Genomic DNA, 14,467 nt, shown 5'->3' on the forward strand with positions numbered 1-14,467 from the left:
CTCCTCACTGGGGTACCGGCAAGCTACACCGCTCCAGCCTGATGGTCGCCGTCACCGGGTCCGACGTGTTGCCGGCGGCGTCGACCGCCTGGATCGTGACCGTGATCGTGCCACCCGGCTCGTCGGCGTTCTGCGGCACCACGACGGCGCCCTGGAACACATCGCCGGACCGGCTGAAGCTCACCGTCCCGTTCTCCTGCCCGGTCGTCCAGCTTCCGCTGACCGTGATCTCGCCGGCCGGTGTGACGTTGTCGGCGACGCGCCCGCTGACGGTGGCCCGGCCGTCCGAATCGCAGCGGTTGATGCTCGGTGGGTCGACGGAGACGCCGGAGACGGTCGGGTCGGTGACGTCCCGGGGCGGGGTCGGCGGCCGGGTGGTCGGCGGGGCGCTCGTCCGGGGTGGCGTACCCGGTGCGCTCGTCGCCGGGGCCGGGGACGATCCGGTGGGGGTCGGGCTCGCCGACGGGGTCGGGGACGGCGTGGCCGACGGGGTGGGCGACGGCGTCGGGCTCGCCGTCAAGGTCGGTGTCGGGGTCACCGGATCGGTCGGCACCGTCTCCTCGGGGGTGGCCGAGCGGACCGGGTCCGCCCCGTCCGGTGTTGTCCCGCCGTCGCAGTCGAGGGTCCGGCCGGTGTCCTCCTGACGTACCCCGGAGACCCGCACCTCGCCGGCGGAGACCTCGATGCCGCGGGCCCAGGCCGCGTACCGGGCGGCGCCCCGGTTGATGATGCCGCCGGAGGTCCGCTCGACGGTGAGGGCGAGCGGCGCGAACGCGGCGCTGGGGCTGCCGGTGTCGGCCACGATCCGACCCACGTCGAGGGTGAGTCGGCCGTACGGGGTGACCGGCCGGACCCCGTCACTCCAGAGCGGACCGACGTTGGTCCGGGCACCAGCGCAGAGCAGCGCCGTCGCACCGCCCCGGAACGTCAGGCTGCCCCGGGAACGGGTGCCGACCCGGATCTGGTCGCCGGCCCGGACGTAGACCCGGCCGTCGCCGGTCAGGGTGACCGCCCGGCCATCCACCACGGCGTCGATCCGGCCGTGGTCCACCGCCAGCAGCGCCCGGTCGTCGGGCATCTCCGCCCAGGCCGGCCCCGGCACCAGGTTGGCCGCGCTGGAGAGCAGGGCCACCAGCAGGAAGAGCAGGAGCAGCCACCACAGTTGCCGCTCGAACCGTCGGTCGACGTCGGGGTCGGCCTCCGCTGGTGGCGGTCCGGGCGGGGCGAGCAGCGGCGGGTAGTCGGCCTCCGGGTGGACGCCGGCCCGGGGAGCCGCGCCGGGTGAGGCCGCCGCCGTGGAGAGCGTCGTCGGTGCGGCCGTCGCGGGCGCGCCGAGCACCATGGACAGGCCGGAGACCGCCGGTACGGTCCAGACCCGGACGGGCGTACGGGCGGTCGCCACCGTACCCGGCTCGCCCTCCCCCGACGGGCCGATCACCGTACCCCGGCGCAGTTGCGTGCCGTCGGGGAGTTCCACCACCCCGGACTCCACCACCACCGCCTCGTGCGACGTCAGCAGGGTGACCGGGTCGCCGGGGTCGACGGTGGCGACCCGGGCGCCGGAGACCAGGCCGAGCCGGTCCTCGGCGGTGAGTCCGCGCAGCGCCGGGGCCTCGCCGAAGAGCGCCTCCGCGGCGACCCGGTCCCCCGACGGCGGGCCGGGCAACGGGCCCACCGCGGTGACCACCGCCGACGCGGGCAGGGCGAGCAGCTCGCTGCCGGCGCTGTGCCAGTCCAGGCCGGCCGGACTGCCGGTGAGGGCGTTCGCCAGCCCGACCGTGCCGCCCGGGCCGAGCCGCTGCCGGACGAGTCCGGCCGGGTCACCCGGCCGCCGACCCTCCACAATGCCGTCGACGACCACGTGCACCACCGACTGGGCGGCACCGGCGAAGCCGAACTGCTGGCCCGGGTGGGGCCGTATCCAGCCGGCCTGTGCCGCCAGGCCGGCGAGTGCCGGAGCGGGGAGCCGGCCGAGCGGCGAGCGCCGCAGCGCCGCCATCCGTCGGGGCAGGTCGGCCCGGCGCCGCCGGTCGACCCACCGGGCCCACGCCCGACGCAGCCGCCGGGCGAGCCAGCCGGCCACCAGCCAGACCAGCGGCGCGGCCAGCCCGGCGACGACCGCGACCAGCAACAGCCGGGCCGGCCACCCGGAACGCCACAGGCCGAGGGTCAGCCCGGCGACCCGGTCGGTCCAGATCCGCCAGCCGAGGTTGGCCGCGATCGCCAGCCAGCAGACCGCCAGGCCGCCGTACAGGGCGACGATCCGGCCCTCCCGGTCGAGTTGGGCCCAGGAGGGTGGGCGGCGACGCAGCCGGGCCAGGACGAACGCCAGCCCGCGCGCCCGCAGGTTGGGGATCTCCAGCCAGTCCATCAGCAGGTAGTAGCCGTCCAGCGCCAGGAACGGGTTGAGGTTGAACAACGCGTTCAGGTACCAGGCGAAGGCGAGTTTGAACGTCCACGGGGCGGCCTCCGGCACCAGCACGCCGACAACCTGGGCGAGGCCGGCGAGGACCAGGCCGGCGGCCGGACCGGACGCGGTGGTGAGGATCCGGGCCCGACGGCCCGCCATCCAGACGTCTGTGGTGTCGACGAAGACCGACGGGATGCCGAAGTAGACCAGGAAGCCGGCGGCCGGGACCCGGCGGCCGGCGTGCCGGGTGGCCAGGGCGTGGCCCGCTTCGTGGCAGGCCAGCGCGATCACGTTGAGCCCGAGCAGCACCGCCGCGCCGACCGCGTACGAGCCGTCGGTGAGGAACAGCGACTGCTCCCCGGCCCACCACGTCCAGCCGAACAGGGCCATCCCGGCGAGTGCCACCAGGCCGAGCAGGGTCGCGGCGACCCGGGTGAAGAGCAGTCGCCCCCCGGCCCGGTAGAGGAACCCGACCAGCGGGTCCACGTCGACGACCACGCTGCGCCGGCCCCGGGCGGCGGCGAGCAGACCGCGCCCCAGCCGCAGCGGCCACGGCCGTCGGCGTACCCGGTCCAGCGGGCGGAACGCGTCCACCGGCAGTTCGGCCAGCATCCGGTTGCCGGCCAGGTCGGCGACGACCCGGGTGACCTGCTCCGGCGCCAGCCGGCCGGCGATCCGGGCGAACTCGGCGACCAGCCGGGCCACCGTACGGGAGCCGTCCATCAGCTGGGCGAGTTGCCACTCCTCCGGCGACAGCCGCAGATAGCAGGCGTCGCCGCCGCCGTCCGGCGAGCGGAGCATCACGTACGGCACGTCGCGTACCGAGACCAGCTCGGCGCTCTCGATGCCGGGCCGGAGTACGGGCCGGGCCCGGGCCGGGTTGAGCCGGTCGACGACGGCCGACCAGACGCCCGGTTCGGCCGGACCCAGCGGCTGCCCGGGGGCGCGACCCGCCAACGCCTCCCAGACGCTCACCCGGCTCTCGACGACGGCCACCGGCTACCTGCCTTCTTCCACGGGTCGGTGCGGCCCGCAGAATAAGCCGTAAATCCGGCGCTGGTGACAGCGGGTCCACTACCCGACAGGCAACCCGCCGATCGTGGGACAGGCCGCCCCGGGATGAACGGCCGTGGCGGTCACCAGGCGCTCACCGAGGGCGTCGAGGTGGACTCCGCGGTTTCCCGGGCCGGCACCAGCCAGGCGCGGTAGACGCGCTCGTACTCGTCGGCCATCCGCTCGGCGGAGAACATCCGCCGGACGTGCGCGACGCAGGCCGCGGGATCCAACCGGACGGCGTCGTGCAGGGCCGGCGCCAGCTCGGCCGGTTCGTCGCAGATCAGTCCGGTCTCCCCCGGCCGGATCAGTTCCGGCACCGCGCCCCGGTTGAGGGCCACCACCGGCGTACCGGTGGCCATCGCCTCCACCATCACCATGCCGAACGGTTCCTCCCAGCGGATCGGCATGATCAGGCAGCGGGCGGCGAGCATGAGTCGTACGGTCGCGTCGCGGTCCGGGTTGCGCAGCACCGTGACGTCCGGTCCGAGCATCGGCTCGATGACCTGTTCGAGGTACTGCCGTTCGGACCGCTCGTCGCACTTGCCGGCCAGCACCAGCGGCAGGCCGGCCGCCCGGCACGCCTGGACCGCCAGGTCCGGGCCCTTGTCCGCGCTGAACCGGGCCAGCCACAGCACGGGCCCGAGTCCGGGTGCCGACTTGCTCACGATGTTGCGGCTGGCGATGCCGTTGTGGATGGTCGCGGTCCAGGGCAGCTCGGGTGCCAGCCGACGCTGGGTGTGGGAGATCGCCACCAGTCCCACCGCGGGATCGAGGTCGCCCAGCACCTCCCGCAGTTCGCCGGTCGGCCGGTTGTGCACCGTGGTGACGGTCGGCACCGACCGTTCGGCGGCGGCGAACGGACCGACGGTGGTGTGGTCGTGCACGATGTCGAACGAATCCGGCGAGATCATCCGGTTGACCCGGGCGACGTGCGCCAACTCGGGCAATGCCTGACCGAGCCGGTGGTGCTGCACCTCCGGCACGGTGCCGACGAACCGCGCGCTGGTCCCGGTGCCGGTCCCGGCGCCGAAGAGGGTGACCTCGTGCCCCTTGGCCACGAGTCCGTCCACCAGCGCCGAGCAGACCTGTTCCAGGCCGCCGTAGCCCGGCGGTGGCAGCTCGTACCAGGGCGGGACGACCATCGCGATCCGCAGCGGGCGGACCGGACGTTCCCGATCGGACGGATTACTGGTCACTGGGGCCTCCCGCAGGGCCGGCGGATCGGATGCTGGACGCCGGGCGGGCCGGGTCAGCCCGCCAGGCTGAGCCGGACCTCGACGTCACCGACTCCCGGCGCGGCCCAGGCGACACGTTCCGCCTCGTCCCGCTCCTTCCAGGACCGGACCTCGCCGCTGAGTACCACGGTCCCGCCGGCCACCTCGACGTCGATCAGTTCGGCGTCGAGGCCGGCCCGCCGGGCGAGGGCGTTGCGGACGTCCCGCTCGAGCTCCGCCGCCAGCACGCCACCGACCGGTCGTACCGTGATCAGGTTGGTCACGCCACGGACACCGGTGAGCCGACGTACCGCCCGCTCGGCGGCACGTTTCTGGAAACCCTGCGCGACCTCGCCTCGCAGGGTCAGCCAGCCGTTGGCGACGGTGACGTCGAGTTTCTCCACGGGTACGTAGGCGTCCCACTCCAGCGCCCGGCTCGCCGCCGTGGCGATGTCGGTGTCGGTCCGCTCCGCGTCACCGGGCAGGCGGACGATGATGTCGTTGGCCACCGCCCGGACGCCCCGGATCCGGTGCGTCGTCCGTTCCGCCGCCCACTTCTTGGCGTAGCTGTCCACCCAGCCGGAGAGGGTCGCGACGCCGGCCGCCACCGAGACGCCGATCTCGCTGGCCCGTACCCGGGCGTCCCAGGCGAGTTCGGCCAGCACGTCGTGCTGGATCTCGGTGTCGCGCCGGGCCATGCTCACTCCGGTACTCATCGCCGTTCCTCCCCCGGTGCATCGCGGTTCCCCCGGGCCCGTCGAGCCCGATCGCTGGCGCTGCAGAGCACTCCCCATGTTCACTCCGGCCCGGGTGAGCCGGGTTCACCCCGATCAGGTGAAGGCATCCGGCGCCGGGAAGTGCGCGGACGGGAACGGCGGCGAAGCCGGACGCGGACGGGGACAGAAAGGGAGCGGCGGGCGACCTGACCAACCCCCTTGGTCACGTCGCCCGCCGCTCTGGGAGGAGGCACCACTTCCGCGTACGGAAGATCGGCCCGAAAGCGTACGGCCTATCTCTAGGACGCTTCGGTAAGCGTCACGGTTGCCGTGGTCTGCGCCCCGTTCCGGGTGTAGGTCACCTGCACCTGGTCACCGACCTTGCCGGCCTGCACCGCGGCGACCAGGTCGTTGGAGTCGTTGATCTTCTTGTCACCGAACTGGGTGATCACGTCGCCCTGCTGGATGCCGGCCTTGTCGGCCGCGCTGCCCGGCACGACCCCGCCGACCAGTGCCCCGCCGTTCTCCGCGGGGTTGACCGAGACGCCGAGCGACGGGTGGCTGACCTTCTCGCCCCGCTGCAGGGCCTCGGCGACCGCCTTGGCCTTGTTGCTCGGAATCGCGAAGCCGACACCGATGTTGCCGGTGCCCTGGCCCGAGGTGGCGATGGCGGTGTTGATCCCGATCACCTCGGCGTTGGTGTTGATCAGAGCGCCACCGGAGTTGCCGGGGTTGATCGGCGCGTCGGTCTGCAGCAGGCCGGAGATCGAGCTGACGCCCTGCTGCGGGCGGTTGAACGGACTGCCCTGCTCGTCACCGCCGGCCTGGATGGTCCGCTCGCGGGCGCTGATGATGCCGGCGGTGACCGAGCCCTGCAGGCCGAGCGGGCTGCCGAGCGCCAGCACGGTGTCGCCGACCTGCATCGCGTCGCTGTCGCCGAACTTCGCGGCGCTGAGCCCGGAGACCCCCTGCGCCTTGATCACGGCCAGGTCGGTCTTCGGGTCGGTCCCCCGGATCTCGGCGGTGGCCTGGGTGCCGTCGGCGAAGATCACCTGTACCCGGTTGCCGGTCGCGCTCGCCACCACGTGGTTGTTGGTCAGGATGAAGCCGTCGGCGCTCATCACCACACCCGATCCCTCGGCGTTCGCGGTGCTGATCGAGACGACGCTGTTCTGCACCTGTGCGGCGATCTTCGGCAGGTCGGCCGAGTTGATCACCGGCGCCGCCGTGTAGGTCTTGGTGACACCGCCGCCGTCGTCGACGGCCAGCGCGATCGCGCCACCCGCGATGCCGGAGCCGACCATCAGGGCCAGTGCGGTGGCGCCGACCGCCACGAGCTTGCCGAGCCGTCCGGGTGCGTGACCCGGGTTGGCCGGGGTCGCCCAGGGCGGTGGAACCGGGCCGCCGTACGGCTGCTGCGGTGGCATCCCGCCGCCCGGCCCGGGCAGGCCCGGGTGCCCGGTCGGGTGGTGACCGGCCCAGCCGTGGTGCGGGTGCTGCGGGGCGCCGTGCGGCGCCTGCCAGGGGTTGGCCGGCTGGCCACCGGGCGGCAGCGTGTACGGCTGCGCGGCGCCGTACGGTCCGGGACCGTACGGCTGTCCGGAGGTGGGCGGCGGGGAGCCGTACCCCGGACCGGAGGTGGGCGGCGGGGTGCCGTACGCCGGGCCTGAGGCGGGCGGCGGGGTGCCGTACGCCGGGCCGGAGGCGGGTACCGGGGAGCCGTACGCCGGGCCGGTCGACGCCACCGGGGCGGTGGAACCGCTGTCCGTGGTGGCGGCGCCGATGCCCGGGGTGTCCGGGTCGGCGAAGCTGGTGCCGGGGTTGGCCGTACCGGCGTCGGACTGCCCGCGGTCGTCGCGGGGCAGCTCGGCGGTCTGGGCGTGGTCGTCCCGCGCCAGCTCGGCGGTCTGCCCGCGGTCATCGCGCGGCAGCTCGGCGGTGGGATGCGAGAGCTCGCGGTCGGCGTCTGCCGGCCGCCGCTGCGGGTCGGTCTCGAACTCGCTCATGCCCCTACCCTGCTCCCCTGCTCTGCGATCCACCTGGAACCCACCTGGATATTGCCTGGGAATCACTCTACGTCGATCGGATCGGCGTGACCCGGTTGTTCGGCCGGCCCGGACTCGGAACCCGGCTCGAGGCCCTCGTCGCTCTCCGCCACCAGCGGCAGCCGCACCCGGAAGGTGGCGCCGCCGCCCGGTGTCTCGTCGACCTCGACCGTGCCGTGGTGTCCGGCCACCAGGGCCGCCACGATCGCCAGTCCGAGTCCGGTGCTGATCCCGCCGCCGGCCCGACGGGTCCGCGCGGCGTCCGCCCGGTAGAACCGTTCGAAGACCCGCTCCGCCTGTTCCGGGGTGAGCCCCGGACCGGTGTCGGCGACCTCGATGACCGCATCGTCGCGGTCCTTCCGGAGTCGCAGGGTCACCGACGCCTCGGGGGGCGTGTGGGTGAGCGCGTTGGTCATCAGGTTGCCCATGACCTGACGCAGCCGGGCGTCGTCACCGAGGACCACGAGCGCTCCGGAGCCCGGTTCGATGTCCAGGGTGACCGACCGCTCGGGGGCGACCACTCGAGCCGCCTGGACGGCGTCGCCGGCCAGCACCGGCAGTTCCACCGGGGCCAGGGTGAGTGGCCGTTCCCGGTCGAGGCGGGCGAGCAGCAGGAGGTCCTCGACGAGCAGGCCCATCCGGGCCGCCTCGTCCTCGATCCGGCGGATCAGTTGAGCGGTGTCCTCCGGTGTGCCGACGGCTCCCTGTCGGTAGAGCTCGGCGAAGCCCCGGATGGTGGTCAGCGGAGTACGCAGTTCGTGCGAGGCGTCCGCGATGAACTGCCGCATCCGTTCCTCGGACCGGCGGGCCCGGGTCTCCGAGGTCTGGGCGGCACTGGCCGCGTTCCGGGCCGCGGCCTCCGCACTCCGCGCGGTCGACTCGGCGGTCCGGGCCGCCGCCTCGGAGGCCGCCCGGGCGGTGAAGGCCATCTCGATCTGCGCGAGCATCGCGTTCAGGGCCCGGGACAGCCGACCCAGTTCGGTTTTCGCCTCGATCTCCCCCAGTTCCGGGTCGGGCACCCGGCGGGACAGGTCACCTCGGGCGATCGCCGCCGCGGTCCGTTCGATCTCCACCAGCGGTTTCAGACTCGTCCTGACGATCGCCGCGCCGGCGGCCGCGAGGGTGATCAGGACCGAACCGCCGACCAGCACGTCGATCCAGACCAGTTCCTTGACCGCGAGGTCGACGTCGGTGAGGTGCTGCCCGACGGCGAGGTACAGCCCGTCCTGCAACTGCACGATCATCACCCGCCAGCGGTAGCGGTGGTCGGCCGAGCTGACGGTGAAGACGTCCTCGTCGGCGTACCGCTGGTACCAGCCCAGGTCCTGCAGCGTCCCCGGCAGGTTGCTGGTGGTCAGCGCCCGGTCGTCGTAACGCAGGCTGGCCTGGGTGCCGTTGACGAAGACCACCAGGTAGTCGGTGGGCAGCCCGCTGTTGCCGGTGGTCGGGTCCCGCTGGATCTGCTGGAACACGGTCTCCGGTTGGTGCGCGTAGCTGGCCAGCTCGTCGTCGATCTTGTCGACGAGATAGCTGCGCAGGAAGAACGCCGTCATCACGCTGATCACCACCAGCGCGGCGGCGACCAGCACGAGGACTGCGGCGACCAGTTTCACCCGCAGCGGTACGGCCCGGAGCCGTCCCTTCAGGGCGAGGGTCGCGTTCACGCCGCCGGCTTGCGGAGCACGTATCCGACCCCTCGTAACGTGTGGATCAGTCGAGGCTGGGTCGTATCGATCTTGCGCCGCAGGTAGGAGATGTAGGACTCGACGATGTTGTCGTCGCCCCGGAAGTCGTAGTTCCAGACGTGGTCCAGGATCTGCGCCTTGGAGAGCACCCGGTTGGCGTTGAGCATCAGGTAGCGCAGCAGCTTGAACTCGGTCGGCGAGAGCTGCACCCGCTTTCCGGCGCGGTGCACCTCGTGGGTCTCCTCGTCCAGTTCCAGGTCGGCGAAGGTCAGCCGGGACGGGGCGTGTTCACCCGTGGCGGTCCGCCGCAGCACCGCCCGGATCCGGGCGGTCAACTCCTCGAGGCTGAACGGTTTGGTGACGTAGTCGTCCCCGCCCAGGGTCAGGCCCCGGATCTTGTCGTCGGTCGCGTCCCGAGCGGTCAGGAAAACCACCGGGGTACGGGTACCACCCTCGCGGAGCAGCCGGATCACCTCGAAACCGTCGAGATCGGGCAGCATGACATCAAGTACGACCAGATCCGGTCGGCGCTCCTTGGCCGCGCTCACCGCCGCACTGCCGCTGGTCGCGGTGGCCACGTCGAAGCCGGCGAACCGCAGACTGGCGGAGAGCAGCTCGAGAATGTTCGGGTCGTCCTCGACCACGAGTAGCCGGGCCTCGCTCTGGGTTGTCGCTGCCATCTGGCCATCATCCGCGCCCGTGCTGCGGCCCGGCTGAGCATCCCCTGAAAACTGTCTGAGAGCCGGGTCGGCCGCACCGCACACTCACCGCAGGCTCGGCACAGCAGTCTCACAAGCTCGGCGCAGCAGCCCCCAGGATCAGCGCGGCAGCCCCGCAGGATCAGCGCAGCAGCCGGCGCAACCCGTCCAGTGCGCCGTCGAGCAGGCGGATCGCGGTGCGGAGTTGGGCGTCGCTGAACCGTCGGCTCCGGGCCAGCGCCTGAGCCTCCTCGACAAAACCGAGCAGCCGCCGCTCGAACTCGTCGCCCGGATCGGTCTCCCCGGCCGCCTGCGGACCGGGCGGACCGCAGGGGCGTCCGGTTCGGGGCACCCCGTCCCTGCCCGTCCCCCGCGACGGCGGGACCGGGGTCGACGGGATGTTCCGGACGGCCCGTCGGGTTTCCCGTGCCGCCGCCCGAAGCTCCTGCCGGAGGTCCCGGATCGACTCGCGTACCCCGGTCCGGATCTCCCCGGCCAGTCTGCTCAGGTCGGCCAGCGAGGTGTGGATCTCCACTTCCAGCGCGACCAGTTCGTCCGCCCGCTCACGCAGCTCCCGCCGTCCCCGCTCGGTGATCTCGTAGACCTTCCGACCGCCCGCCGCCTGGTGGGTGACCAGCCCCTCGGTCTCCATCCGCTGCAGTCGGGGATAGACGGTGCCGGCGCTGGGCGTGTACAGCCCCCGGAACCGCTCCTCCAACAGCCGGATCAGTTCGTAACCGTGCTTCGGCCCGTCGTCGAGGAGTTTGAGCAGATAGAGCCGGAGCCGGCCGTGTCCGAACACGGGGGTCATGACGACCCCGCTCCGTCCCACGCCGGCCCGGTCACCGGCTCGCCGAGGACGGGGCGGCGGCTGCCGTGGAGCCTCCACCTGGCCATGGTGTTTCTCCGTTCCGTCCCGGCTCCGGTTCCGCCCCTGGGCCCGGTCCGCCCCGCCGGGTTCCTGTTCGTGAGCCACCGCGCCCACTGGCGGTGCCCGGACACCTCCCGGGCCACCATAACGCGATACATCGCGACCCCGGTACTGCGACCCGCCTGACCCGGGCGGGTCTCGTGGACCTCTTCGACGAGACTGAGTACGGCGCCAGCCAGCGAGGACGTGGCTCTCCGCGACGAACCCGCCGCCTTCCGTCCCCCACCGCAAACGATCTTCACCTATGCTCCGCGCGTGACCTCCCCAGCACTCGACATCCGCGGTTTGGTGAAAACCTTCGGGACGCATCGCGCGGTCAACGACCTCGATCTGACCGTCCGCGCCGGTACGTTCCACGGCATCGTCGGGCCCAACGGCGCCGGCAAGTCCACCACCATCGGGATGGCGGTCGGACTGGTCACCCCGGACGCCGGGGAGATCCGGATCCTCGGCCACGACGCGCTCCGCGACCGGGGACTGACCCGCGCGCTGACCGGCGTGCTACCCGACGGCCTCGACTTCCCGGAGCGCCTCACCGGTGCCGAGTTGCTGCGGTACAGCGCCGGCCTGCGTGGGCTGGACCGGGTCGCGGCCGCCGACCGGGCCGCCGAACTGGTCGAGGTGCTCGGCCTCGCCAAGGGCGCCGGCACCCCGCTCGCCGACTGCTCCACCGGCACCCGCAAGAAGCTCGGCCTCGCCCAGGCCCTGCTGCACGCGCCCCGGCTGCTCGTACTCGACGAGCCGTTCGAGGCGGTCGACCCGGTCTCCGCGGCCACCATCCGCCGGGTACTGCGCCGGTTCGTGGCCGCCGGCGGCACCTGTGTGCTGTCCACCCACTCGATGTTGCTGGTCGAGCAGATGTGCCACGAGGTCACCGTGATTCATCAGGGCCGGGTGGTCGCCGCCGGGCCGGTCGCCGAGGTCGCCGCCGGCGGCAGTCTCGAGGACCGGTTCGTCGAGCTGGTCGGCGCCGACGCCTCCGGCAGTGCCGGCCTGGACTGGCTGACGGGGCCACGATGAGTACGTACCCGTTCGCCCCCGGCCCGCTGACCGGCACTCTCGGCAGGATCGCGGTGCCGGCCCAGATGCGCACGGCCATGCTGCGTCGCTCGCTGCGCGAGAATCCGGGACCCACGGTGGCCGGCCTGACCGGTCTGCTCGCCGCCGCCTGGCTGATCCGGTACGCGCTCCGCGGCGACCAGCACACCCTCGCCCTGCTGGTCGGGGCGTGGGTTCTCGGTTGGATCGTGTTGCCGCTGTTGCTCGGCGGCGGTCAGGGCCGGGTCCGCCCGGCCCACCTACGGCTGGAACCGATCGCCGGTCTCCCGGCCGCGATCGGTCTGCTCGCCGCGTCGGCGATCGGCATCGGCCCGGCCGTCTCGCTGGTGGCGCTCGCCGCGCTGCCGGTGCACGCCGCTCGGCACGGCGCGGCCGCGATCCTCGTCGCCGCCTCCGGCGCGGTACTGCTCTGGCTGCTCGGGCTGATCGGCTCGGCGATCGCGCTGGAGGTCGTCGGTCACGCCGGCGGGCCGGCCGGGGCGTTGCTCACCGGCATCTTCACCGGTACGGCGATGGGTGTCGCCGGGTCGCTCTGGGCGGTCTTTCCCTGGGTGTCGGTCCTGCTGGTCGGGGCGCCGGACGAGGTGGTCCGGGCGATTCGGTACGTGCCGAGCAGTTGGCCGCTCTCCGCCGTGACCGGGTCACCCGGCCGAGGAGCGGGAATGATGGCTGCCCTCGCTGGCGTCGTGGTGCTCTGCGCCGCCGCGTACATCCTGCTCGTCCGAAGGATGGTCACCACCGGCGTGCCGTTCCGGCCGCGCGGAACCACGGCGGCCCCGCTCCCCCGCCGCACCGACAGCGGGCCGGCCGGGCCGCGAGGGACCACGGCGGCCCCCTCGGCCGGAGTGGGGCGTGCGCAGTCCGGGTGGCTGGGATGGGTGCCGGCCCCGACCCGGGCGGTCGCGGGGCGCGAGTTGCGCGCCTGGCTGCGGCATCCGCTGCGCCTGCAGTACCTGGCGTTCGCGGTGGTGTACGGCGCGCTGCTCGCCGGAGCACCGCTGTTGTCCGACGTGGACCTGTTGCTGCCGTGGGCCGGGCCGCTCGCCGTGCTCGGTGCGGCGGCGATGTCGGCCGGGCTGGTCGGACTGGACGGCACCGCGTTGTGGCTGCCGTTCACGACGCCGGGTGGCGAACGTGCCGAGGTCCGTGGCCGGGCCCTGGCGTGGCTGGTTCTGGTCACCCCGATCGGGGTGCTGCTCACCGTCGCCGGCGTCGTCCTCGCGCCCGATGTCGACGCGCTGGTCGCGCTCGCCACCCTGCCGGCCCTGCTCGGCGCGGGCGCATCGGTACCGGTGTGGGTGTCGCTGCTGCGGGTGCGCCCGGCAGCCGACCCACGGCATCCCACCTCGGCCGACAACCCGACCGACATCGTCAGCGTGCTGGTCGCCACCGGGGCTGGGCTGCTCACCGCGGCGCCGGTACTCGCGCTGGCGGTCTGGGGCCCGCCGTGGGTGGCACCGCTGATGCCAGCGGTCGGGCTGCTGTGCGGTGCGGCGGTCTGCTGGGGCGGCGTCTGGCTGGCCGACGAACGCCTCGCCCGGCGCGGGACCGAGGTGCTCGCCGCGGCCGGCCAACGGAGCCGGCCCCCGGAAACGGTGATTCCGCTGAAGTGGGATGCGCAGTGGTACCGGGAGAACCGGGCGACGGCGTGGGCGCTGGCGCTGTTGACGGTGGGGTGGATCCCGGTGGTCCCGCAGGGGGTGATGGTGCTGGCCTTCGGGATCGACGGTGGCTGGATCGTGGCCAGTCACCTGGACGGGGGCGCGCGAACCGCGGTGGGGCTGGCAATGGTCGCGCTGGGCGGTGCGATGCTGCTCGCCGGTCTGGTGTTGTGGGGTCGCCGACCACAGCCGGGCAGCTCTCCCCACGCCCGGCCCGCCTCCGGGGAACCGGGCTAGGCAGCGTCTCTCGGATCATGGTTCGGTCCAGAGCAGGATGCCGGCGAGGGTGAGTGCGGCCTGGTGGTGCACGGCCGGTTTGTTCGTGCACATGGCCAGGCCGCGCCATTGTTTGAGCCGGTTGATGCAGCGTTCGGCGACGTTGCGTTGCCGGTGACCAATGCGGCCGAAAGGGACCTGACCTCGTACGTCTGCCGCCTCGCCCCGGGCACGGTGAGCCGGCCGGAGCTGGGGCTGCGGCTGGCCGGCACGGAGTGATAGCTTCCGAAACCACTTGCAATTTGCAATTGGTTCTGGAGGAACGATGAAGCTTCTTCTCACGTCGGCGGGCGTCAAGAACGCGAGCATCCACGAGGCGCTTCTCGGCCTGTTGGGCAAACCGATCGCCGAGGCCACCGCCCTCTGCATCCCCACCGGCATGTACGGGTCCCCCTGGGTCAAGCCGGCGGGCGTGTGGGAGTTCGTCGCCGGCAGGTCCGGGCAGCCGATGACCGAGCTGGGCTGGAAGTCGATGGGCGTGCTCGAGCTGACCGCGCTGCCAAGCATCGACCGCGACCACTGGGTGTCCTGGGTCGAGCAGGCCGACGTGCTGCTGGCCAGCGGCGGCGACGCCCTCTTCATGGCCCATTGACGTGATCTCAGCATGGATTCGGTAGGTATCGGTATTCGAAGTGGGTGAGGTGGAGAGCGGCGCGGACGATGTCGCCGATCTGCCGTGGGCTGGCGGTGGTGTGACGAAGGGTCCGCCAGCGGCC

9 protein-coding genes and 1 pseudogene are annotated in these 14,467 nt (G+C 73.0%); 3 read left to right on the plus strand and 7 right to left on the minus strand.

From position 1 onward, the window contains the following. Nucleotides 1-4 precede the first annotated feature (4 nt). The 7 genes and pseudogenes from ABGB21_RS18810 to ABGB21_RS18840 all read right to left on the minus strand — a co-directional run bounded on the left by ABGB21_RS18810 (nucleotide 5) and on the right by ABGB21_RS18840 (nucleotide 10,635). Nucleotides 5-3,406 carry a cyclic nucleotide-binding protein gene (locus tag ABGB21_RS18810; protein ID WP_347678720.1) on the minus strand — a complete coding sequence of 1,134 codons (3,402 nt, stop codon included), beginning with the start codon at nucleotides 3,404-3,406 and terminating at the stop codon, nucleotides 5-7. A 140-nt stretch (nucleotides 3,407-3,546) separates the two neighbouring features. Further along, the gene (locus ABGB21_RS18815) at nucleotides 3,547-4,608 is read right to left on the minus strand and encodes a glycosyltransferase family 4 protein (RefSeq protein ID WP_347653590.1); all 1,062 of its coding nucleotides are present in this window, start codon (nucleotides 4,606-4,608) and stop codon (nucleotides 3,547-3,549) included. Between the two features lie 107 nt (nucleotides 4,609-4,715). Beyond that, nucleotides 4,716-5,396, minus strand: coding sequence for a BON domain-containing protein (locus ABGB21_RS18820; protein WP_347653487.1), 681 nt, complete (start codon nucleotides 5,394-5,396; stop codon nucleotides 4,716-4,718). Between the two features lie 299 nt (nucleotides 5,397-5,695). Then, entirely contained in the window at nucleotides 5,696-7,402 is a 1,707-nt protein-coding gene (locus ABGB21_RS18825; protein ID WP_347653486.1) for a trypsin-like peptidase domain-containing protein, read from the minus strand. Between the two features lie 152 nt (nucleotides 7,403-7,554). Continuing rightward, a pseudogene (locus ABGB21_RS18830) lies at nucleotides 7,555-9,105 on the minus strand (HAMP domain-containing sensor histidine kinase); the annotation flags it as partial. After that, complete coding sequence (locus ABGB21_RS18835; protein ID WP_101369786.1) at nucleotides 9,102-9,806, minus strand: response regulator transcription factor; 705 nt, start codon at nucleotides 9,804-9,806, stop codon at nucleotides 9,102-9,104. The pseudogene ABGB21_RS18830 and the gene ABGB21_RS18835, both read right to left, overlap by 4 nt. A 160-nt stretch (nucleotides 9,807-9,966) precedes the next feature. After that, nucleotides 9,967-10,635, minus strand: a complete 669-nt coding sequence (locus ABGB21_RS18840; protein ID WP_347653485.1) for a PadR family transcriptional regulator — start codon at nucleotides 10,633-10,635, stop codon at nucleotides 9,967-9,969. A 375-nt stretch (nucleotides 10,636-11,010) separates the two neighbouring features. Between ABGB21_RS18840 and ABGB21_RS18845 the strand changes: the two genes are divergently transcribed. The 3 genes from ABGB21_RS18845 to ABGB21_RS18855 all read left to right on the plus strand — a co-directional run bounded on the left by ABGB21_RS18845 (nucleotide 11,011) and on the right by ABGB21_RS18855 (nucleotide 14,343). Continuing rightward, complete coding sequence (locus ABGB21_RS18845; RefSeq protein WP_347653484.1) at nucleotides 11,011-11,775, plus strand: ABC transporter ATP-binding protein; 765 nt, start codon at nucleotides 11,011-11,013, stop codon at nucleotides 11,773-11,775. Further along, a complete protein-coding gene (locus tag ABGB21_RS18850) occupies nucleotides 11,772-13,712 on the plus strand; it encodes a hypothetical protein (RefSeq protein ID WP_347678722.1) in 1,941 nt (646 codons plus the stop codon). The genes ABGB21_RS18845 and ABGB21_RS18850 overlap by 4 nt, the downstream gene beginning before the upstream one ends. A gap of 304 nt (nucleotides 13,713-14,016) precedes the next feature. Beyond that, a complete protein-coding gene (locus ABGB21_RS18855; RefSeq protein WP_347678724.1) occupies nucleotides 14,017-14,343 on the plus strand; it encodes a hypothetical protein in 327 nt (108 codons plus the stop codon). Nucleotides 14,344-14,467: the final 124 nt, after the last annotated feature.

The sequence above is a fragment of the Plantactinospora sp. B24E8 genome (assembly GCF_039871735.1).
Classification (GTDB): domain Bacteria; phylum Actinomycetota; class Actinomycetes; order Mycobacteriales; family Micromonosporaceae; genus Plantactinospora.